Below are 22,815 nucleotides of genomic sequence, written 5' to 3' on the forward strand. Positions count from 1 at the left end.
CATTTTTGATAGTAAATTTAGAAAAAATGTTTGGTGTACACTCCTAGTTTTTTTCCTTCGCTCTAACAATATAAACTTCTTCTTTTTGATTTTTTATTGCTTTTAATATCAATTTAGCAAACCTATCTGGATGAATACCTTCATTATTTACTAAAACATCAATACTACCAAAAAACAAAATTGCCTTAACTACTTTAGTTGGAAGACTTTTATAATCTTCCAAATCTAATAGTAATACCACAACATTTTCAGGAAACTTACACCTATTTTTAACTTCGTTTAAAACACTTTCATTTCTTGAAGATATAATTAACTTTGCTCCGTAATTAGATAACTCTAATGCTAGAGATTTACTGATTCCGAATAAAACATCTGTAACCCGTTTTTTTTCTTATTTAAAGTTCATGTTTTCAAATAATTAAAAAAATTTTCCAAAATATGTAAGGAAAAATAAAAGTGGTACACTTCTTGGATAGAAGTTTGTAAATGACTAGTTTTAAAACCTTATTAATAACCCTTTAAAATATTATGATGAAAAAATTACTGGCTCTATTAATATTCACAACATCACTTGTAAATGCACAATACACTGTAAAAGGTACAATGACCCCTCCTGATAAAGGAGACTGGGTTATATTATATAAAATAGAAGGAGCTAAACAGAAATTTCTTTCCAATACAACAATTAAATTTGATACTGTTGCCATAGGTGGCGAAAAACAAGTTTTAGGAAAATTTAGTTTTGAACTACCTAATACCGCTACTCCAGGAGCCTATAGAGCTACCTACAGAAATACTGGAGTAGGTTTTGTTGATTTCTTATTTAATAAAGAAAATGTTGAATTTGTTTTTAATCCAAAATATCCAGATCAATCTGTTCTTTTTACAAGCTCTAGAGAAAATAAAGTGTATAAAGAATATCTACAAGAATATAATGCTATACAAAAGAAAATAGACTCTTTTCAAGCTGCTTATATTCAAACACAATCTAAAGACGATAAAAAGGCTTACAAAAAAGAGCTTAAGGAACTTGAAGATGTTCAAGAAACTTATGAAAACAAATCTGAAGGAATGCTAGTAAATAGTTTTATAAAAGCTTCTCGCCGCTATAACTCCTCTAACCCTCATGAGAGTATTGAGGATTATTTGTCTGCAACTACTGAAAACTTTTTTGAATATATTGATTTTAAAAGTGAAACTTTATTCAACTCTTCTTTTTTAATTGATAAGATTAACGATTATGTTTTTTATTTGAATTTTTCTGAAGAAAAAATGATTCAACAAAAGTTGATGAGAAAAGCTATTGTTAATGTAATGGATAAAGTTTCTTCAAAAAAATTAAGAAAAGCAGTTATTGAATATTTAATTAATGCTCTAACAGATAAACGTAATGGACCAGCGGTAGATTGGATGTTTTCTGAATATTACGAACAACTTCCAACTGAAGATCAAGATGATGACTTCAAAAAAGAAAAGTTAGAAATATTACTTGCTACTGTAGGTAGAATAGCTCCTGATTTTTCTTGGAAAGAAGTTGAACAAGATTATAAGTTATCTACACTAAACGACGGTAATAACTATTTATTAGTTTTTTGGAGTACTGCATGTCCTCACTGTGTAAAAGAAATCCCAGAATTATACAAATTTATGCAAACCCATAAAGAAGTTTCTGTAGTTTCTTTTGGTATAGAAAATGAAGAAACTAAATGGAATGAGTTTGTAAAGAATTTACCTAAGTGGCATAATGCTATTGGTACTCATCCTGATAATAAATGGGATAATGAAACTGTTAGAAAATATCAATTACTTGCAACACCTTCTTACTTTGTTTTAGATAGAAACAAGAAGATTATTGCAATGCCAGATCATGTAGAAGACGTTGAAAAATATTTTAATAGTATAAACGAATAGTATACAATACTTGTATCATATAAAAAAGCACGACAATAGTAAATTGTTGTGCTTTCTTATTTTTTAGAAATATAAAAAGGCATCTTCTATATGTTCAATTATAAACTCATGTCGTTGCTTAATAATAGCAATAATATCAAAACGAACCTCTACATCTAAATCTCTTTCACTTACATAATTATCAATAGCTAAAACTAAGAGTTTTATTTTCTTTAGATTCACAAAGTCTTGTGGATTGCCAAAATACGCAGTCGATCGTGTTTTAACCTCAACAACAGAAAGTAAGTGTTCTTTTTGAGCAATAATATCAATCTCTGCTTTTTGAAATCGGTAGTTTTTTTCAACAATAGTATACCCATTTTTAACAAGGTAATCTATTGCCAATTGTTCACCTTTCTTACCAAGTTCATTGTGTTGTGCCATTTAAAACTTATATTTGAGTAACCTTAAAATTCTTTTATCATGAAAAAAAACATGGGAAAAACCGACAAAGCGCTTAGAACCTTGGTTGCTTTAATTATTGCTGCACTGTCTTATTTTAATGTTATTACAGGAGTTTTTAGTTATGTTTTACTTGTATTTGCAATTATACTTTTAGTAACAAGCTTCATCAACTTTTGTCCTCTATACACCTTGTTTGGAATAAATACCTGTAAGACAAAAAGTAGCTAATTAAATAGTACCAAACATTGCTTACTATTACTAACCGACAACTTAATTTTTCTTCCCATTATCATAGCTCTATTATCGGGTTCGTGACCTGCTGGAAAATTAAATAGTATAGGAACATTATTTGGAACAACCTCTAAAATTAACTGCTCTATTGAACTTCCCCATGGGGTCGTGTTTTTTTTAATCTTAGTCATATCACCAACAATAACTGCCTTAATTTTAGCAAAATAACCTGCCCGTTTTAAACTCTGTAACATCCTATCAATCGAATATTTATATTCTCCTATCTCTTCAATAAATAAGATTTTTCCATTGGTAGAAATTTGACTATCCGACCCTAACATTGAGGTTAAAATAGCAATATTACCTCCTACTAACTCCCCCGAAACTTCGCCAACTCTATTCTTTTTTGAAGCAGAAATTTTATAATTTAATTTTGCTCCAAACAATGCTTTTTTAAAAGTCGCAATGGTTTGTACTAAATCTTCTGGATTTTCTTCCATACTTGTCCCCATCATAGCATGTATAGTTTCTATTCCTAAATTATGAATATGGTTGTGAAATGCTGTGATATCAGAATATCCAATAATCCATTTTGGTTGTTGTTTGAATTTGGTGAAATCTAACTTATCTAAAATTCTCACAGAGCCATACCCACCACGTGCAGCCCAAATCGCTTTGATACTCGGATCGTCTAATGCATCTTGAAAATCTTGACAACGCTCTTCATCAGTACCTGCAAAATGATGGTTTTGATTAAATAAGTGTTTACCATATACCACTTTTAACCCCCAACTTTCGGCTAATTCTTTTGCTTTATTTATTGTGTGTTTACGGTTCTTTAGAACTCCTGCAGGAGCAACAATTGCGATAGTATCCCCTTTTTGTAAGTAAGGTGGTGTAATTAACTTCATAGTGTTATTTTGTGCATAGACTGATGTAATTATCAGTAAAAAAAATAATTTTAAAAATTTGATTACCATAATTTCGTTTTACTTATTTTCTTTCATATAAAATAACCTTGCCTACATCTAATAAATACTGATTAGATTTCATATACATAATTTTATCTCTTAATATTTTCTTCTCTAATTTCTTTAGCGAATTTAAGTCTAAGTTTTCTAGATTATGAATTATATCATACTCGTTTTCTGATCTCTGTTGTATTAAAGTATCATTCAAATAAATCCTCCCTGGTAATTTGAGGTTCTTATCTCTTTCAAAAAAAACGTTTTGAACAAAATCTATTTTAAATTTCTCTTCATTTTCATCTTCGCAAAGTAAAGTTAAAGACCCTCCGTTCATCCAAGTTTGAAAATCAATAATATTGATTTTGGAATTCCAATTTATATTCAAATTACTTAATTTTTTAATTTGCATCTCAATCATTAGTAAATGTACCTAATTTATAACAGTATAAAAAATTGCTTTTTCGTACTTTTGCCCTTTAATTTTAGTAGAAAAACATGAGTACACCAAAAAGATATACAATTACAGCAGCATTACCTTATACCAATGGACCAATCCATATTGGGCATTTAGCAGGGGTGTATGTTCCTGGAGATATTTATGCGCGTTATCTGCGTCAAAGAGGAAAAGATGTAGCCTATATTTGTGGTTCTGATGAACACGGGGTTGCAATACCAATGCGTGCTAAAAAAGAAGGTGTTACTCCGCAAGATATTATTGATAAGTATAACGGAATCATTAAAAAATCGTTTGAAGATTTCGGAATCTCTTTTGACAACTATTCTCGTACCTCAGCTGAAATTCACCATAAAACTGCTTCAGATTTCTTTATAAAATTATACAATGATGGTCAATTTATTGAAGAAGTTACACAACAATTATATGATGAAGAGGCTAGTCAGTTTTTAGCTGATCGCTTTGTTGTTGGTACCTGTCCTAAATGTGGAAACGAAGAAAGTTATGGAGATCAATGTGAAAAGTGTGGAACTAGTCATAACGCTACCGATTTAATCAATCCTAAATCGGCAATTACAGGAAATGTTCCTACTTTAAAAGAAACCAAACACTGGTTTTTACCGTTAGATAAACACGAAGCTTTTTTGCGTGAATGGATTTTAGAAGGACACAAAAACGATTGGAAACCTAATGTATTAGGGCAATGTAAATCTTGGATTGATGACGGGTTACGTCCTCGTGCGGTAACCCGTGATTTAGATTGGGGAATTCCTGTGCCAGTTGAAGGTGCCGATGGAAAAGTATTATACGTTTGGTTTGATGCTCCTATTGGTTATATCTCTTCTACTAAAGAATGGGCAGAACGCGAAGGCAAAAACTGGGAAGACTATTGGAAAAAAGACGATACTAAACTAGTACACTTTATTGGTAAAGATAATATTGTATTTCACTGTATTATTTTCCCAGCCATGTTAAAAGCACATGGTGATTTTATTCTACCAGAAAATGTACCTGCAAATGAGTTTTTAAATTTAGAAGGTAATAAATTATCAACTTCTAAAAACTGGGCAGTTTGGTTACATGAGTATTTAGAAGAGTTTCCTAACCAACAAGATGTATTGCGTTATACCTTAACAGCCAATGCACCAGAGAGTAAGGACAACGACTTTACTTGGAAAGATTTTCAAGCGAAAAACAACAATGAGTTAGTAGCCATCTTCGGTAACTTTATCAACCGTGTTGTGGTGTTAACTAACAAATACTATAATGGAGTGGTTCCTACTGCTGGTGATTTATCAGAAGCTGATAAAGACGCCTTAGAGCAATTAAAACAGTTTCCTGATATCATTGCAAAATCTATTGAGCGTTATCGTTTTAGAGAAGCTTCACAAGAGCTAATGAATTTAGCTCGCTTAGGTAATAAATATTTAGCTGATGAAGAGCCTTGGAAGGTGATTAAAGTTGATGAAGCACGTACTAAAACCATTATGAATGTTGCCTTGCAAATCGCAACTGGTTTAGCGGTAGTATCAGAACCGTTTTTACCATTCACTTCAACAAAATTAAAGTCAATTTTAAATCTTGACAACAATCTTTCTTGGAATGATATTACTGAAAAAGACATTTTCTTAGCCGAAAATCATCAAATTAATAAAGCAGAATTATTATTTTCTAAAATTGAAGACACTGCAATTCAAGCACAGTTAGATAAATTAGAAGCTACAAAAAAAGCAAACGAAGCAGCTAATAAAGTAGTAGAGCCTCAAAAAGATACCATTGAGTTTGACGATTTTACAAAAATGGATATTCGAGTAGGAACTATTGTTGCAGCTGAAAAAGTAGCTAAAACAAAAAAACTACTAAAACTTACCGTTGATGTTGGTATTGACACACGTACGATAGTTTCTGGAATTGCTGAAAGCTTTAAACCAGAAGATATTGTTGGGCAGCAAGTATCTGTGCTATGTAATTTAGCACCAAGAAAATTACGCGGAGTAGAAAGTCAAGGAATGATTTTAATGACTGATACTCCTGATGGTAAATTAGCTTTTGTTCAGCCTTCTGAAAAGGTGAATAACGGAGAGTTTATTGCTTAAGAAAACAGTATTTATTATATTCGCAACCTCGCATTTTATGCGAGGTTTTTTATATTATAAATTAGCATGAAAAAGATTTTTACAACTACCTTTCTATTACTATTAGCCTTTAGCACAATGCTTTTTGGTCAACAAAAACTGGCTGAATTTAATAATTCACTGAAAGATAATAACTCTAACATAAAAGACATTTATACTCTGGTAAATCACCAAAATAATTTCTTTTCAATTTTCTTTGCTGACGCCAAAAATGTATACTCTTATAATTTTGATAATACTTTCTCTATTAAAAGTAAACTATTGTTTGAAAACAAAAAGAGAAAATACAAAGACATTATCGGGTATAATTTTCTAGAAAATGGAGATTATAAGCTATATCTTAAAAATAAAGAAAATGATTTTTTAGAAATTTATTTTTCTTTAAATGAAAATGCTTCAATAGCTAAAGAATTTAAACTTCTTAAAGATTATGAAACCTATCTACAATCTGTTAGTATAAATAATAAATTTTACCTTATATCTGGCTCAAAAGAAGTTAATGGTTTATACTTCTATACTTTTGATAAAGATAAACCACGAAGAAATAAGGTTAATTTGGATAAGCTAGACTTAGTATCATCTTCTGGTGAAAAAAAAGAGTTAATGTCTATTTTAATGAAATCATTACCTCTACTTAAGTTTGATGAGAACACTCCTAATTCTATAGAAACTTCTTCAAAGAAACAAAAAATGTATGTTCAAGATGAATCAGTTATTTTTACCCTAAATAACAACTCAGATTTTACACAAATTGTCAAAATAGATTTAAAGAGTTTTATTGCCTCTTCTTTTAAATTAAAGACTCCTCAAGAAGATATAAAAAGACATAAAAAGAAATCCAACTCATATTTACTTAATAATAAAATCTTTTCCCTTACCTTTTCTAAAGAAAAACTCAACATTAATATTATAGATTTAACAAACAGAAAAATTATAAAAAAATTTTCAGTGTCAAAAACAGATACAATCAAATTTAAAAACTCATCTATTGAAACACGTACTGATACCTACAAAAAACACAATGAATTAAAAAAAACGAAGAAGTTCTTTAACACTATGAATTATGCCAATCCTGCTATTAATGCTTTTTTAAATAATAATAAATATTATCTAACCATTGGAGGTTCATTAGGTCCAGCTACCAGAAGTTCTGGAGGAGGTTCTTTTGGTACTAGCAGTTTAACTTTGCCAAATGGTTACTCTGTTTCTTATTCTAACAATATTTGCAGTAGTTTTTATTATTACATAAATTCAGATGAATTTAACTTTATAAAATTTTCTAGCATTTTAGGTGAAAAATTTTCTCATTTAAAAAACGAAAAAAACACGAATGCTTTTGAAAAAATTAGTAATTATTTAGATTCAAAAAAGTCTAGTTCCCCTTTTTCAAATTTCTCCTTGGATCCCTTTAAAAGTCACGAATTCAATCCTTACAATGGAATATTTAAATACAAAGATTTTTATATTTACATAAATTATGATAGAAAAGAAAAATCTTTCAAACTATTAAAATTCATAAATTAAAAAATCAAATCGATTTAACGTCAATTACTATATTTGAAACCTAAGAAATTTATGAGTTTATTTAATAAAATTGACATGAAAAAAATTGTTTTTGGATTGATAATGATGAATCTGATTTATACGTATTCACAAAAACAAGTTGGTAGTCTTAATTTTGAAATTAAGAATTCTTCTAAATCAATTCAAAAATCATTTTCAATATTTAATAAGTATAATAGCAATACTTCGACTTTTTTCTTTGAAAATAAAGCTATTTATGCCTACTTATTGAATGAAAATTTTAATCTTAAAAAACAACTTTCTTTTGAAATCAAAAAACATAAATACAATGTTTTTATTGGAAAAATATATGATAAAAAGGATAACTATACTCTCATTCTTTCCAACAGCAAGAGAACAAAGTTTGCTATAATTAAATTCCTTTTTGACACTAATAAAGTTCTATTAATTGAGGATAGTTTTGATACAAAAAATCTTCGCTTTCTTCAAAGTGTTAACAAAGGAGATAAAGCTCACATACTTTTTCTAGATGAGAAAACATCTAATATAGTCTCACGAAATTATTCGATAAACAAGGAAACAACTTCAACTGTTTTTGATTTTAAAAATGAAAAGTTTTTTATAACAGACACAAAAGAAACGTCTTTAAAACAACTCTTAACTGATTATACGAAGCCTAATCATTCGGAAATTAAAAACATTGTTTATGAACTTACAAAAATTAATGATAGCCCATATAAAAATGAGTTTGTTTACAAAAGTTTTTCTACAACAACTAAAAGAAGTCAAGTTCCTCCTACTTCCATAGAGCTTTCTTCTCGATTAAATAAATTATACATTAACGAAAGTGATATTATTATCACTCTAGATAAAAACAGGTTCTATACTCAAATTTTAACACTAAACTTAGAACACGGTACTTATACATTCCAAAAAATAAAAAAACCTCTTTTTAATGTCAGTAGTATGAATAAAAGATCTAATTCTTTTATTCATAATAATTTGTTTTTTCAAATTACTGCTTCAAAAGACATTTTAAATTTCTCTATTTACAATTTGGAAAATAAAAACCTTTTAAAAGAGTTTATAACTACATCTAGTGACTCCATAAAATTTAAAAATTCTCCCATTATTCAAGAAGGAGGGGCATTTAAAGAGTATAGAAGCCTCAAGCAAACTAAACAGTTTTTAAGAAAAGTGTCTCAAAGTAATGTAGGAATTGGTGTTACAAACAATAAAGATGGTTATGAAATAGTAATAGGTTGCGAAAAGCAAACAGTTAAAGGTATAAACACTATTTCAACTATTTTAAGTATGGGGTTAGCAGGTTTCTCTCCCAACTTAATGGATACTAGTAATTTTTCACAAACTGATTTTAATTCTTTTACTAATTATTTAACTACAAAATCAGTTCGTATTCATTGTCTTTTTGATGAAAATTTTAATCATAAAGCTGGAAGAATTAAAGAGAATATATATGATAACAAACTTTATAAAACCTAAATTAATTACCGAAAAAGATGGTATCTATGAGGTTAGTTCACAAAATACAGAAGTTCCTCAAGCCATTGATATATTCAAAACTAGCAACTCTACCATCCTTGGATTCTATTTACCATTAGCCAAAAAATATTTTTTTTACACCTTTAATTAAACTATGCAACTTATCTCCTATATAACCTCTCGTACACAAATCTCACAAAAATCAATTCAAAATACTATTGAGTTATTAAATGAAGATTGTACAGTTCCTTTTATAGCTCGTTACCGAAAAGAGAAAACAGGAAATTTAGATGAAGTTGAAATTGGTCAAATTGTACAACTAAAAGAACAGTTTGAAACATTAGAAAAACGAAAACTAGCTATTTTAAAAGCCATTGAAGAACAAGATGCTTTAACTGATGAGTTAAAAGCTAAAATTGAAAAAACAGAAGATTTAACTACCTTAGAAGATATTTACCTGCCTTATAAGAAGAAACGAAAAACCAAAGCAGAAACCGCTCGTAAAAACGGTTTAGAACCTTTGGCTAAAATGATTATGAGTCAGCGTGTAAACGATTTGGAATTTACGGCTTCAAAATATATAAACAACGTAGTTGACTCTGAAGAAAAAGCGTTAGAAGGCGCTCGCCATATTATTGCGGAATGGATTAACGAACGAACGGATGTAAGAAATAACATTCGTCATCAATTAGAGCGTTTTGCGACCATTGCAACCAAAGTCGTTAAAACCAAAAAGGAAGACGAAGCTGCTCAAAAATTTAAAGATTATTTTGATTGGGAAGAAAACCTAAGTCGAATTCCTTCGCATCGGTTGTTAGCTATTTTACGTGCAGAAAAAGAAGGTTTTATTCGCATAAAAGTTAGTATTGATGACGAACGAGCACTTCAAAAAATAGAAGACAGAATTATTCGTTCACATAACGAATGTGCTGAACAAATTGAATTTGCCATTTCCGATGCCTACAAACGTTTATTATTTCCTGCACTATCAAACGAAGCTTTATCCATTGCCAAAGAAAAAGCAGATGAAAGTGCAATTAACGTATTCGCTAAAAACCTACAACAATTACTATTAGGTTCTCCACTGGGTGAAAAACGCATACTGGCTATTGATCCTGGATTTAGAACAGGATGTAAGTTGGTCTGTTTAGATGCCCAAGGTGATTTACTATATAACGAAACTATTTTTCCGCATGCACCTCAACATCAAGCTAAAGAGGCAACGAATAAACTTAGTTCTTTAGCTGATGCTTATAAAATAGAAGCCATTGCCATAGGTAACGGAACTGCCTCGAGAGAAACCGAACGATTGGTAAAACGCACCTACTTTAAAAATCCAGTAGAAATATTTGTAGTAAGCGAGGCGGGAGCTTCTATTTATTCAGCGTCAAAAATTGCACGTGATGAATTTCCGAATTACGACGTCACTGTTCGTGGTGCAATATCTATCGGACGTAGATTAGCAGACCCGTTGGCCGAATTGGTAAAAATTGAAGCAAAATCAATTGGTGTAGGACAATATCAACACGATGTAGATCAAACGCAATTAAAAAAATCATTAGACACCGTTGTAGAGCATTGTGTAAACAAAGTAGGTGTAAATATAAATACAGCCAGTGCTTCATTATTAAGCTATGTTTCTGGTATAGGTCCTAAATTGGCTGAAAACATTGTGAATTACCGAAATGAAAATGGAGCTTTTACTAATAGAACAGCTATAAAAAAAGTTCCTCGTTTAGGTGGAAAAGCATTTGAACAATCTGCTGGTTTTTTACGTATTAAAAATGGTGACAACCCACTAGATGATTCTGCGGTACACCCTGAACGTTATACTTTGGTTAAACAAATTGCAAAAGATTTGGGTAAAAAAGTAGATGATTTAATTGGAAATTCATCTGCTTTAAAACAAATCAAACTACAACAGTATGTAACTGATTCTTACGGATTACCAACATTACACGATATTGTAAAAGAGTTGGAAAAACCGGGGTTAGATCCTCGTGAAAAGGCAAAAGCTTTCAGTTTTAATGAACACATTAAAACTATTGATGATGTAAGAACGGGTATGGTACTTCCTGGAATTGTAAATAACATTACCAACTTTGGTTGTTTTGTAGATATTGGTATTAAAGAAAGTGGCTTAGTACATGTTTCTAACCTTTCTGATACTTTTGTGAAGGATGTAAATGAGCATGTTAGTTTACACCAACACGTTCAGGTTAAAGTATTAGAAGTAGATATTGCTAGAAAACGTATTCAATTAAAACTTGAGAAATAAAAAAACCAGCTATTTTTAGCTGGTTTATCCTAATCAAAATCAATACAAAGAATATGGCTTCCTTTAATTGACACGTTTTATGACCAGCCTTCTATCATTTGTTTCTAAGACTACTTCATTCTCAGAAGTTAAGGCAACTACCCATTCTTTATTAAATTCGTTTACTGGAGCATCAGGAAAGTTTAATGCTAAAACATTAGAATCACTAGACACTTCCCAAGTACCTTCAATAACAACTCCATCTTTTTTTGCTTTAACGACATTACCTGAATAAAAGTAAAGCTCGTAGTTTGTAAAAGTTTCTGTTTCATCTACTCCATTATTTTTATAGTTTTCAACTACCCAAGCACTGCCATCTGCTAATAGAACATCACTTAATTCATCTTTTACTATAGAGCACTGACTTTTAAAGCGAAGATGATTTCCGTTAAGCACGAAGTGAAATCTCACTTCACCTGAATCTTCTTTTATTTCATGTAAGTACCAAGTAGCATTAAAATATGAAAGATCAGGAATATTTATTGTGAATTTAATGTCATTTTCACTTCCTGATGCTTCCCAAGTTCCTTCTAAAATAGTTCCGTTATTATCTACTTTAATTCCACCATTTTCGGTAAAAGAAAAAGTAAAATTTTTAAACTCTTCTGTAAGGTACTGTTCATCAATATATAATTTCTCTAAAGTCCATTCATTACAATTCGCAAATATTTCTTTAACTCCATCTGTAGTACAGTCATCACAATCATCATCATTATAATCATTATCATCATCTTCGTCACAGCTGTTTTTTGCTGCTTCAATAGCTTCTTCTAACTCTTGCATATTATTTATATATACGTAAGTATCACCATTTAAAATAACTTTAAAAGGAAAATCGATGGTTACTGCAGTGTAATCTTCTAAATCTTCTATCAACTCATGCATTTCTTCATCATTGTTAACTTTGATTGTAAGTATTAGTTCATAATTAGAATCAAATACAGATGCCGTAAGCGGGTAGTAAAAATCTAAACATTCAATATCATCATCTTCTTCATTATCTCCTTTACAATTTTGTGCTAAAACTTCTAACTCTTCGTCAGAATTAACCGTTTTTATGGTATAGTCACTTAACATAACTTCTATAGGGTAAGAAATAACGATAGAATCAACATCATCATCAAAAAGATCAAAAAGATCTTCTATTTCTTCATAGCCATCTTCATCGTTTACTATTATTTCTTTTGAGTTTACGGTAACCGTTACTGGTAACTTTATACTTAAACAACTAGCACCATCTATAATATTATCATCAGAACCGTCTTTTAAAACAGTACTTTTCATTAAGTTGGCTACTTTAGAATTTGCTTCAAGAGCATTTTGAATTGGGGGGTCTACAATTTGAATTTCTTCTGTTCTACACGAAGAAAGAAATAGTAAAACACTTAATACTAATAAGGAGGATTTTAAAAGTTTCATAATTTCTTGGTGATTTATTTTAATTTAACTTGTTATTGCAATTGCCTTTATTATAAAACAACTAACTTCTTTAATCTCCCGAAAAAATATTTTTTTATACCTTTCTGAACCTAAAAACCCTATTTTAATTTGTCTAAGCCTCTACATAATAACATTTGTGATAAAAAACGATTTTCATTATTCTATAAAAAGCACGCTCAAGAGTTAAGTAATTTTTTATACTATAAATATGGAAATACTTTAAATCCTACCGATAAAGCTCAAGATGCTTTTATAAAGTTATGGGAAAACTGTACAAAAGTACTTCCTGAAAAAGCGAAGTCTTTTCTTTACACAGTAGCTAATAATTTAATGTTAAATGCAGTAAAACATCAAAAAGTAGTTTTTAAGCATCAAAAAATAAAACCAAAAGACTACACCAACGAATCTCCTGAGTTTGTACTTCGTAAAAAAGAGTTTTTACTACGTTATGAAAAAGCGTTATCAAACTTAAAGGAAGAAGAACGTGTTGCTTTTATGTTGAGTAAAATAGATGGTAAAACCCATAAGGAAATAGGAAAAATATTAGGAGTTACCAAAAAGGTTGCCGAGCATCGAATTTATTCGGCATTTAAAAAATTAAAAGATCAATTAGAGGATTTTAAATAAAAGTTTTGGGATTTATACAAAATAAAGTGTTTTAATAATACAGGCAATTACTTATGGAGAAGGATTATTTAATACAAAAATGGTTACGCAACGAATTAACCAACGAAGAGCAAGCTACCTTTAATGCTTTAAAGGATGCTAGTTTTTATGAAGAAATTATACAAGAAAGTCAACGTTTTAAAGCTGACAAACATATTTCTATCCCTTCTTTTGAAACATTAGAAAATCGTTTACCTGATAAAAAGTCTACACTCTCTTCAAGTTGGATAACATTAATCTCTAAAATTGCTGCAATACTTATCATTGGTTTAGGTATCTTCTACTTTTTCAACAATAAGAAGTCTGAAGTTATTAAAACTCAATATGCCGATAATAAAAGTATTATTCTTCCTGATAATTCTATTGTAAAATTAAATGAACTCTCAAGGCTTGAGTACAATACTACTACATGGAAGAAGCAAAGAAGTTTGCAATTAAACGGTGAAGCTTATTTTGATGTAGAAAAAGGAATGCGTTTCGATGTTAATACTCCTAACGGAACTGTAAGTGTTTTAGGAACAGAATTTAACGTACTTGACAGAGATAGTATTTTTAAAGTTTCTTGCTATGAAGGACTGGTAGAGGTTACCTACAAAAATAAAATTACAAAACTACCAGCTGGAAAAGAATTTGCCATTGTTAAAAATATTGAACAGCATACTCATACTGTTTTAGCACAACCAAAATGGCTAAAAAATATGAGTGCTTTTGATAATACATTGTTTGCTGATGTAATTTTTGAATTTGAGCAACAATACAACGTTAAGGTGCAAATTAACATTATAGGTAATGATAGCATGAGGTTTACGGGTGCATTTACAAACAATAATCTTGAAAACGCTTTAAAAGCCATCACTCATCCATTTAATTTATCTTACGAAATTAAAAATAAGCAACAGGTTATTATTTGGGATGAAGAACAATAATTCTTTCTTTTTTTTAATACTCCTCTGGTCTTTTTGTTTTGGTTTACAAGCACAAAAAGTTCCAAAAAAAACTCCTCTTAAAGAAGTATTGGAGCAAATTGCTGACGCTCACAATATCCAATTTAATTATGATAGTAATTCAATTAAAAAAACCACTGTATTTCTTGTTCCCAAAGAATTAAGTTTAAAAGAAAAGCTTAAAAACTTAGAGGTACAAACAGATTTTATTTTTACACGTTTAAATGCCCAAATAGTTGGTATTTCATCACCAGTAATAATTTGTGGCTATTTGAAAGACGTCGAAACAAAAGCACCTTTAATTGGTGCTACTATTAAAGCAAAAACCAACTATACTACTACTGATAATAATGGTTTTTTTGAGCTTAAAACGAGAAATAATTCTGAAAAGGTAAACATTCGATTTATTGGATATCAAACAATTAACTTATCAACCAACGAATTATCTTCTAAAAACTGTAAAATATTGTATTTAAGAGAGCGTCAAGAATTCATTCCTGATGTAACTATAAACGGGTATTTAGTAAGAGGTATTGATAAAACTATTAATGGAAACACAGTAATAGACTTTTCAAAATTCACCTTACTTCCTGGGTTAATTGAAACTGATGTACTACAAACTATTCAAGCCTTACCTGGTATTCAAAGTATTGATGAAACAGTTTCAAACATTACTATAAGAGGCGGATCTCATGATCAAAACCTTATTTTATGGGACGATATAAAAATGTACCAAACTGGACATTTTTTTGGGTTAATTTCTAGTTTCAACCCAAGAATAACACAAATTGCTAATGTAACTACTAATGGTACTAATGCTTCTTATTCTGATGGTGTTTCAGGTACCATACACATGAAAACTGAAAATACATTGCAAACGGAGTTTACAGGTAGTTTTAGTATTAATTTTATAAATGCAAATCTTTTTACTGACGTTCCTTTAGGTAAAAAGTCTTCACTTCAACTTGCAGCTAGAAGATCTATTGACGATTGGATAAAAACCCCAACCTATCATAATTACTTTAAACGTGTTACTCAAAGTACCGAAATAGAAAACAACGATAAAAATGTTACCAACTCAAACCAAGAGTTTAATTTTTACGACACCTCCTTACGATGGTTATATACCCCTAGCGATAAAGACTTTATTCGAGTAAATTTTATTTTAATTGATAATAACTTAACCTTTGATGAAACGGCTCTTATAGATAGTTCTATAGAAACCAAACAAAGTAGTTTATCACAAAAAAGTATTGCTGGCGGTATTTATTATCGTCGAAAGTGGAATCCAAAATTTAGTACAACCTTAAATATTTATGAGACCGATTATATGCTGCAAGCTATTAATGTAAATATTTTAAATGATCAACGTTTTTTACAAGAGAATATCGTTTCTGAAACTAGTATAAAACTTGAGAGTAACTACAGTAATAATTCTTGGAAATACAATAGTGGTTATAACTTTGTAGAAACACAAATTACCAACCTTAATGATGTTGATAATCCAAGATTTATAAGGCTCTATTCTAATGTTATAAGAGAACATGCTATATTTGGACAAGCCCAATATCAAAACTCTAATACGAATATTACAATAAAACCAGGAGTACGTGTTAATTATATTGAAAAGTTTAAAAAAATTCTTATTGAACCTCGGTTAAATATTCACAAGAAAATAAACAATACTTTTTCTATAGAAGTCCTAGGAGAATTTAAACACCAAAACGTTTCGCAAATTATTAACTTTCAAAATGACTTTTTGGGGATTGAAAAACGTAGATGGCAGTTATCTGATAATGATAGTATTCCTATAATAAAAAGCAAACAAGCTTCTTTAGGTTTTACTTATAAAAAGAACCAATGGCTTCTCGACGCTACAGGCTATTATAAGGTTATTGACGGCATTACTACTCAAAGTCAAAGCTTCACTACTAAATACGAATTTAGTAAAAATAAAGGGAGCTATAATGCTCTCGGGGTGGATTTTTTATTGAAAAAAAACTTTAAAAATATGAATACTTGGTTAAGTTATTCTTTTATTCAAAACACGTATTCCTTTGAAGGTTTAATAGAAAAAGAATTCCCAAGCAATTTTGACATTACTCATTCTGTTACATTAGGAAGTACATATTCTAACGAATTATTCAATATTTCTTTAGGATTAAATTATACTTCTGGAAAACCCACAACTCAACCTATTTATGGAAATGAGATTGTCAACGATGAAATTAATTTTGGCATTGCTAACAGCAATAAAATTGATAATTATTTAAGAGCAGATTTTTCTGCGGTTTACAAAAAACAAGTAACTGATAAAACAAATGTAGATATTGGAGTTTCTGTATGGAACTTATTTAATACCCAAAATACTATTAATAATTATTATAAGATAGAAGATAACAATGCTAATAAATATGCTCGTTATTCATTAGGTACTACTCCTAATTTCTTGTTAAAGTTAAATTTTTAACACTCTCAAAGTAGATTATCTCTTAATTCAAAAAGCAGTATAAGGTTTAAACCTTATACTGCTTTTATCTTTATTACTTTTAACAAGTAGGTGTCTTAGTTATTAATTGTCCAAGATATATAATATAGCTGACCTATTCTTCCAGATCCAGGAGCTACATAATATTCTTTTCCGAACAAGTTAGTTCCTCCTACTTTAATTCTAGATTTAATTGATGGAATTCTATAGTTTAATTGAGCATCTATTACCGTTCTTTCAGTAACGTCTCCTTTTACAAAGTTCGAAACCCATCTATACTTGTCTTGCCATCTAGCACTTACTCCAAAACCTAAATTATTAAATAAGTTTTCATTCCCAAATTGTGCTTTTACTGTATGTTTTGGTGTATTAAAGTTAGGTTCAAATAAACCATAATCTTTATCTTCATATTTAAAATCAATAAAGTTATAGTTAAGACCAAAATCAAAACTACTAAATAATTTAGTATGCATTCCAAAGGCAAATCCATATGATTCAACCTGTGAATTTGCATTCGTGGTTATTGTAAAATCACGAACGAAACCTTCTGAAAAAAGATAATTTGCAGCTGTATTCAAAACAATTACTCCATCTTTTACATAAGAAAATCTATTCTCAGGCAAAGCAAGTTCTTCATCTGTAGCTTTTCTATTTCCATAAGGATACACTTTACCTCCATTGGGTACAGTTACATCTTGATTAAACACAAAATTATCATGGATACTGTAGAAACCATTTACATCTATATCTATATTCGTTTCATTATTTAAACGGAACATACTTCTATATCCTAACTCAAATGTTTTTACAACTTCTGGCACCAATTCCTTATACTTCGATTCAATATCAGTCTCTCCTTCATACGTGTCTGCATCATAATAAACACTTCTAGTTAACAACGAGTTGTTCAAAATTTCTTCTCCTCTTACATCCCTAGTGTCCCATACATAACTGTTTGATTGGTCATCCCATCTTATATAATAACTATCAGGATAAGAAATTCGTCTTAAATTATCTGCCACAGTACCTACGTTTGTTTTAACTTGAGAATCAAAAAACATATATTGTTCTTGTATACTTGGGTTACGGAAACCTGTTTGGTAAGATGCTCTTAAAACATGTTTCTTTTCTTCTCCTAAAGCATAATTTATTGCTACTCTTGGAGAGTAATTACCTTCAAAGTTATCAGATTTATCATAACGGATAGACCCTGTTAACTTTAACCTTTCTTCAAAAAATTTCTTTTGAATTTGTGTGTACATTCCATATTCTTCTACACTAATAGCTCCTTCTTTATCATTGAATAAAGTTCCTTTCGATTTTGGATTGTACTGACGATAAGAAGCTCCTATTTGAACATCTGCCCAATCATTTAATAAACTCTTAAAGTTATAATTACCATCTGCATGTGTATATGAACTTCTTTCATAAAGCCTACTTCCTCCATCTGAAATCAAAGTACTTGTTATTCTTTCAAACTCTTGATTAAATGCGCTAGTATTTGGTAATAACCTATCTCTATCTGCATATGCTCTTGCTTCTTCTAATGTACTTCCTTGTACATATCTTTGATCATAGAAATCATCTTTATAAACTCCCATTGATTTAACCGCCTCATTTAAGGAATTCCCTGTTCTTGTTAAATCGTAAGAATTACCTGAATCATTTCCAGTATAATATCCTCTAATGTAAAAGTTATCTCCTTTTACTTCTAATTTGTGTTGTTCTATAAGGTAATTACGTTGGACTAATCTACTTGTACCTTGGAAAAGGTTATCTCTTAACGATAATCTTGATGTAAATTGAATCTCTAACGACTCATTTCTTAATGGTCTAAAATATAAAGATCCTGAAAATCTTGCATTTTTTGATTTAAAATTATTTTTAATAAGTTCTCCTTCTGTGTACCCCGTCCTTCTTAAAAGAGTACCCCAAGGAATATTCGAATCTTTAATATTTAAATCATAAAAGTTCTCGTCACCGTAGGTATTTACACCATTATAGTTTACCGTAGAGTTAATAGTTCCATCAATTAACTCATTGCTATCTATCTCTTTATTTCTTAGGTCATTTGCGTGCCATTCTTCTGCTTCGTAGTATGAGAAGTTAACTTTAGCAGCAAAAGCATCGTTAAACCTATACCCCATTCTTACAGCTACATCATAAAAAGGATTGTTTCCTCCTGCTTCTTGACTTGTATACCCACTTTTAAACATAGTAGCTATTCCTGTATAATCAAAAGGGTTTTTAGTATTCATTAGCATGATACCATTGTAAGCATTTGCTCCATATAACGCAGAAGATGCTCCTGGTAAAAGTTCAACACTTTGAATATCTAATTCAGAAACTCCTGAAAAATTCCCTGTACTATAACTCAATGCCTGAGCAGCTGTGTCCATTCCATCAATCATTTGAACAAAACGTGTGTTGGCAAAATCAGCAAAACCTCTTGTATTTATTGATTTAAACCCATAGCTACCTTCTCTAGAGTTAATTCCTTTTAAATTGGTTAAACCATCATAAAAAGAATTAGATGTATTCCTTCTTATATCAGCAAGACCCAACCTTTCTACCGTTACTGGTGATTCTATAATTCTTTCAGGAACTCTAGAAGCAGAAATAATTACTTGATCTAATAAGAAATTTTCCTTTAACACCACATTTATTCCTTTTTCAAGAGACGTAACAATTACTTCTTCTGTTCTAAATCCAAAAGCAGAAATTGTTAATGTTTGAGGTAAAGTACTGCTTTGTAAAACGATTGAAAAGTTACCCTCTTCATCCGATATAGCAAAATTTCCACCGCTCGAAATTCTTGCATTGTAAAACGGTTCTAAGTATTCATCGTATACAGAACCTGATATTTTCACCTGTGCATAATTTGTTACAGCAACTAAGGCAAAAACAATCATTACTAACTGTTTTTTTAACATTTTAAATTTAATTGATTTTTATTCTTCTAATGAAAAGTTTATGGGAAAACCATATTTTACAGGCACACGTTTACCATCATTTTTCCCTGGCTCGAAGCGAGGTAGTTTGGATACTACTCTTTTTGCTTCTTCATTAAGGATTTCTCCTCCGTCAGGACCTAACGTTTTAATATTTGTTACATAACCATCTCTATCAATAATAAATCGAACCCAAACTTCTCCTTGAATTTGATTTCTTACTGCCTCTCCTGGATAATGGAAATGTTTATTAATATGCTTAACCATTTCTTCGTTAAAACAATCAAGCCTCTCATTTTTCTTTGCTTTTTTACATTTATCAAAAGACGGAACTCTCTCTACATAATAAAGTTTCTCTGCTATAGATAACTCTTCTTTTGATAGTTTTTCTGTAAGCCTTGCTAAGCTATTCTTATAGTCTGATGTCTCTTCAATTTCTTTTACTTCTTCTATCTCTTTAATTTCTTGTACTTCTTCTAATTTTACATTTTCAGAAGCCGAAACATCATTAACACTTAAAGTATTAACTGAACTTACTGCTTGAGCCATTTGTTTTTTGGCTATTCTCTTTTTAAGATATCTTTTTTTACTTGCAGAAATTTTAACTTTAATCTGCCTATCTTTTTTCTTCTTTGAGTTTTCAACAGGTTCAACAGTACATTTAGTTATACTATTAACATCCATTAAAGAATCATCAGGGGTCTCACACACTTCTTGTTGGGCATAAAAATTAAAAAACGACAACAAAAAAACTACTAAAAAATACTTTTTCATATAATAATTATAAATTAATAAACTATAGTATAGTATTCTACGAATTAAATTTGGCCGGGGGGATTGAACTGCAAATGTAGGTGTTTTTTTTTGTTAAAAAAAATAATCTCAAAGTAAATTAAGATTATTTTTTCACTCTTTTTCAGCAACTTACCCACTTATTTGTTTCCTAGCATCAATAATTCATTACAAACAACCTCTGTTATATAACGTTTGTTTCCTTCTTTGTCTTCAAAAGAACGAGAAGTAAGCTTCCCTTCTATCATTACTTCTTTTCCTTTTTCTATATATTTTTCTATAATTTCAGCTGTATTATTCCAAGCAACTATATTATGCCATTGTGTGTCGGTTATCTTTTCTCCCTGACTATTTTTATACGTTTCATTGGTAGCAATAGTAAATTTCGCAAGTTTTTTTCCACTTTCTAAAGTGATAATGTCTGGAGTGTTTCCTAAGTTTCCAATTAACTGTACTCTGTTTTTTAGTGCGTTCATAATTTTTATTTTTAATGTTAAACAGTTAAGATTTTGTCATTCAAACGAATTGACACTGCAAAGATGAAACAGTATACAAATTAAAACCGGTTAGTAATCGTTTAATTTCGTTTGTAATTGAATGTAATCGTTTAATTTTTAATATATTTGATTTCAAACAATTAGCATAACATGACTTTTCATTTAGAAACCGACCGCTTAATTTTAAGAGAGATACATGAGAGTGATATAGAAGGTATTTTCGAATTAGATTCCAACCCTGAAGTACATAAATACTTAGGTAAAAATCCTATTACCACATTTAAACAGGCTGAAGAAAACATAACTTTTATACAAGAACAGTATAAAGAAAGGGGTATTGGTAGATTTGCTTGTATAGAAAAATCTTCTGGTGATTTTATGGGGTGGTCCGGATTAAAACTTAATCAAGGAGAAAAAGAATCTTTAAATGGTTTTACTAATTTTATTGATATAGGTTATCGTTTTATACCGCGTTTTTGGGGTAAAGGTTATGCTTCAGAATCTGCTTTTGCTTGTTTAGGTTTTGGTTTTAAAGAAATGAAATATGATATTATTTATGGTGCTGCCGATTTAGAAAATGTTGGTTCTAATAAAATTCTACAAAAAATAGGTTTGCTTCTTGTAAATAAATTTGATTATGAGGGTGTGGATGTTAACTGGTATGCTCTTAAAAAAACGGATTATGAACGATAAAAAATGTTTGGAGTGTGAAGATAAAGTTATAGGTAGAATTGATAAAAAATTCTGTTCAGATTATTGTAGAAATGCATATAACAACAAAGTAAACAAGGAGAGTAAAAATTTAATTAGAAACACCAACAATCGTTTACGAAAGAACTACAAGATTCTTTCTGAACTAAATACTTCTGGAAAAACAAAAGTAACACGCCGTAAATTATTTGATAAAGGTTTCGACTTTAAATTTATTACCTCTGTTTATACCACAAAAAAGGGTAGTACTTATTTTTATGTATATGATCAAGGATATTTAGAGTTAGAAAATGAACTGTATTTATTAGTTAAGCAGGATTAATTATTTATAAGTATTTCTTTTTAACTTCATAGCAGCTATAAGCGCATTTTTATAACTTATTGCCTCACAAGCTTGCCATTTTTTAACAACTAGGAAAACGTCTTCTTCAAGATTCTAGAAACTTATTCGCAGTATCTAAAATATTCATACTTCCATTAATTATCTCAACTTCTCTAATCATTACTTTACCTACTTGTATTGTTCTTATCAATAGGTAAATTGTAATATCTACTCTCAAATAATTCCTATCAATTCATTTTTATCATTCACCATTGGTTCTCCGAAAATTTTTTTAATTAATGTATCAATAACATCTTCAATCGATTACTCTTCTTTAAACGTAATTAGCTTTTGGTCATATAATACGATACTAAAATAAACTTGTGTTCTTTTCTGGCGGATTGTTTCATTTACCTTGAAAGTTTATAATTCCCATAATGCAAGTTTTTGGAATAAAATTAAAGAGTTAAATAAGCTGATTTTTAACTAATTACACTTTAATCACTTAAAAAATAAA

General features: G+C 29.8%; 19 protein-coding genes. 11 read left to right on the forward strand and 8 right to left on the reverse strand.

What is annotated here, in order from left to right; genetic code table 11:
* Positions 1–43: 43 nt before the first annotated feature.
* Entirely contained in the window at positions 44–358 is a 315-nt protein-coding gene (locus ACKTSW_RS01250; RefSeq protein WP_408023522.1) for an SDR family NAD(P)-dependent oxidoreductase, read from the reverse strand.
* A gap of 173 nt (positions 359–531) precedes the next feature.
* Here ACKTSW_RS01250 and ACKTSW_RS01255 point away from each other — a divergent pair, with 173 nt between their 5' ends.
* Positions 532–1,911 (forward strand): TlpA family protein disulfide reductase, encoded by a 1,380-nt coding sequence (locus ACKTSW_RS01255; RefSeq protein ID WP_408023462.1) that lies wholly within the window; start codon positions 532–534, stop codon positions 1,909–1,911.
* Between the two features lie 63 nt (positions 1,912–1,974).
* Here the strand turns inward: ACKTSW_RS01255 and ACKTSW_RS01260 are convergent, their stop codons facing one another.
* Positions 1,975–2,334, reverse strand: a complete 360-nt coding sequence (locus tag ACKTSW_RS01260) for a YraN family protein (RefSeq protein WP_408023463.1) — start codon at positions 2,332–2,334, stop codon at positions 1,975–1,977.
* A 39-nt stretch (positions 2,335–2,373) separates the two neighbouring features.
* Here ACKTSW_RS01260 and ACKTSW_RS01265 point away from each other — a divergent pair, with 39 nt between their 5' ends.
* On the forward strand, positions 2,374–2,583 hold the full coding sequence (locus tag ACKTSW_RS01265) for a YgaP family membrane protein (protein WP_408023464.1): 210 nt from the start codon (positions 2,374–2,376) through the stop codon (positions 2,581–2,583).
* On the opposite strand, the gene ACKTSW_RS01270 is transcribed toward ACKTSW_RS01265, so the two are convergent.
* Together ACKTSW_RS01270 and ACKTSW_RS01275 are read right to left on the reverse strand one after the other, a co-directional pair.
* Positions 2,580–3,497: a S66 peptidase family protein gene (locus ACKTSW_RS01270; protein WP_408023465.1), complete on the reverse strand. Its 918-nt coding sequence runs from the start codon at positions 3,495–3,497 to the stop codon at positions 2,580–2,582. The two genes, ACKTSW_RS01265 and ACKTSW_RS01270, sit on opposite strands and share 4 nt — an antisense overlap.
* 82 nt (positions 3,498–3,579) lie before the next feature.
* A complete protein-coding gene (locus ACKTSW_RS01275; protein ID WP_408023466.1) occupies positions 3,580–3,972 on the reverse strand; it encodes a hypothetical protein in 393 nt (130 codons plus the stop codon).
* A 77-nt stretch (positions 3,973–4,049) separates the two neighbouring features.
* On the opposite strand from ACKTSW_RS01275, the gene metG reads away from it, so the two are divergent.
* From metG to ACKTSW_RS01295, 4 genes are all read left to right on the forward strand, one after another.
* Complete coding sequence (metG, locus tag ACKTSW_RS01280; protein WP_408023467.1) at positions 4,050–6,104, forward strand: methionine--tRNA ligase; 2,055 nt, start codon at positions 4,050–4,052, stop codon at positions 6,102–6,104.
* A gap of 66 nt (positions 6,105–6,170) precedes the next feature.
* Positions 6,171–7,667: a hypothetical protein gene (locus ACKTSW_RS01285; protein WP_408023468.1), complete on the forward strand. Its 1,497-nt coding sequence runs from the start codon at positions 6,171–6,173 to the stop codon at positions 7,665–7,667.
* Between the two features lie 75 nt (positions 7,668–7,742).
* Positions 7,743–9,170 (forward strand): hypothetical protein, encoded by a 1,428-nt coding sequence (locus tag ACKTSW_RS01290; protein ID WP_408023469.1) that lies wholly within the window; start codon positions 7,743–7,745, stop codon positions 9,168–9,170.
* Positions 9,171–9,324: 154 nt separating this feature from the next.
* Positions 9,325–11,448 carry a Tex family protein gene (locus ACKTSW_RS01295; RefSeq protein WP_408023470.1) on the forward strand — a complete coding sequence of 708 codons (2,124 nt, stop codon included), beginning with the start codon at positions 9,325–9,327 and terminating at the stop codon, positions 11,446–11,448.
* Between the two features lie 63 nt (positions 11,449–11,511).
* On the opposite strand, the gene ACKTSW_RS01300 is transcribed toward ACKTSW_RS01295, so the two are convergent.
* The gene (locus ACKTSW_RS01300) at positions 11,512–12,906 is read right to left on the reverse strand and encodes a hypothetical protein (RefSeq protein ID WP_408023471.1); all 1,395 of its coding nucleotides are present in this window, start codon (positions 12,904–12,906) and stop codon (positions 11,512–11,514) included.
* A 129-nt stretch (positions 12,907–13,035) separates the two neighbouring features.
* Between ACKTSW_RS01300 and ACKTSW_RS01305 the strand changes: the two genes are divergently transcribed.
* The 3 genes from ACKTSW_RS01305 to ACKTSW_RS01315 are packed head-to-tail and all read left to right on the forward strand — an operon-like array spanning position 13,036 to position 17,007.
* Positions 13,036–13,554 (forward strand): RNA polymerase sigma factor, encoded by a 519-nt coding sequence (locus ACKTSW_RS01305; protein WP_408023472.1) that lies wholly within the window; start codon positions 13,036–13,038, stop codon positions 13,552–13,554.
* A gap of 53 nt (positions 13,555–13,607) precedes the next feature.
* Positions 13,608–14,519, forward strand: coding sequence for a FecR family protein (locus ACKTSW_RS01310; RefSeq protein WP_408023473.1), 912 nt, complete (start codon positions 13,608–13,610; stop codon positions 14,517–14,519).
* Positions 14,506–17,007 carry a TonB-dependent receptor gene (locus tag ACKTSW_RS01315; RefSeq protein WP_408023474.1) on the forward strand — a complete coding sequence of 834 codons (2,502 nt, stop codon included), beginning with the start codon at positions 14,506–14,508 and terminating at the stop codon, positions 17,005–17,007. The genes ACKTSW_RS01310 and ACKTSW_RS01315 overlap by 14 nt, the downstream gene beginning before the upstream one ends.
* Positions 17,008–17,102: 95 nt before the next feature.
* Here ACKTSW_RS01315 and ACKTSW_RS01320 read toward each other — a convergent pair whose 3' ends face one another.
* The 3 genes from ACKTSW_RS01320 to ACKTSW_RS01330 all read right to left on the reverse strand — a co-directional run bounded on the left by ACKTSW_RS01320 (position 17,103) and on the right by ACKTSW_RS01330 (position 21,244).
* Positions 17,103–19,958: a TonB-dependent receptor plug domain-containing protein gene (locus ACKTSW_RS01320; protein ID WP_408023475.1), complete on the reverse strand. Its 2,856-nt coding sequence runs from the start codon at positions 19,956–19,958 to the stop codon at positions 17,103–17,105.
* Between the two features lie 18 nt (positions 19,959–19,976).
* Positions 19,977–20,750 (reverse strand): energy transducer TonB, encoded by a 774-nt coding sequence (locus ACKTSW_RS01325; protein WP_408023476.1) that lies wholly within the window; start codon positions 20,748–20,750, stop codon positions 19,977–19,979.
* A gap of 158 nt (positions 20,751–20,908) precedes the next feature.
* Entirely contained in the window at positions 20,909–21,244 is a 336-nt protein-coding gene (locus ACKTSW_RS01330; protein ID WP_408023477.1) for a single-stranded DNA-binding protein, read from the reverse strand.
* A 171-nt stretch (positions 21,245–21,415) separates the two neighbouring features.
* Here ACKTSW_RS01330 and ACKTSW_RS01335 point away from each other — a divergent pair, with 171 nt between their 5' ends.
* Both ACKTSW_RS01335 and ACKTSW_RS01340 read left to right on the forward strand, forming a co-directional pair.
* Positions 21,416–21,958: a GNAT family N-acetyltransferase gene (locus tag ACKTSW_RS01335; RefSeq protein WP_408023478.1), complete on the forward strand. Its 543-nt coding sequence runs from the start codon at positions 21,416–21,418 to the stop codon at positions 21,956–21,958.
* Entirely contained in the window at positions 21,948–22,298 is a 351-nt protein-coding gene (locus ACKTSW_RS01340) for a hypothetical protein (RefSeq protein WP_408023479.1), read from the forward strand. The genes ACKTSW_RS01335 and ACKTSW_RS01340 overlap by 11 nt, the downstream gene beginning before the upstream one ends.
* Positions 22,299–22,815: the final 517 nt, after the last annotated feature.

This window comes from Tenacibaculum sediminilitoris (genome assembly GCF_964513795.1).
GTDB lineage: Bacteria > Bacteroidota > Bacteroidia > Flavobacteriales > Flavobacteriaceae > Polaribacter > Polaribacter sediminilitoris.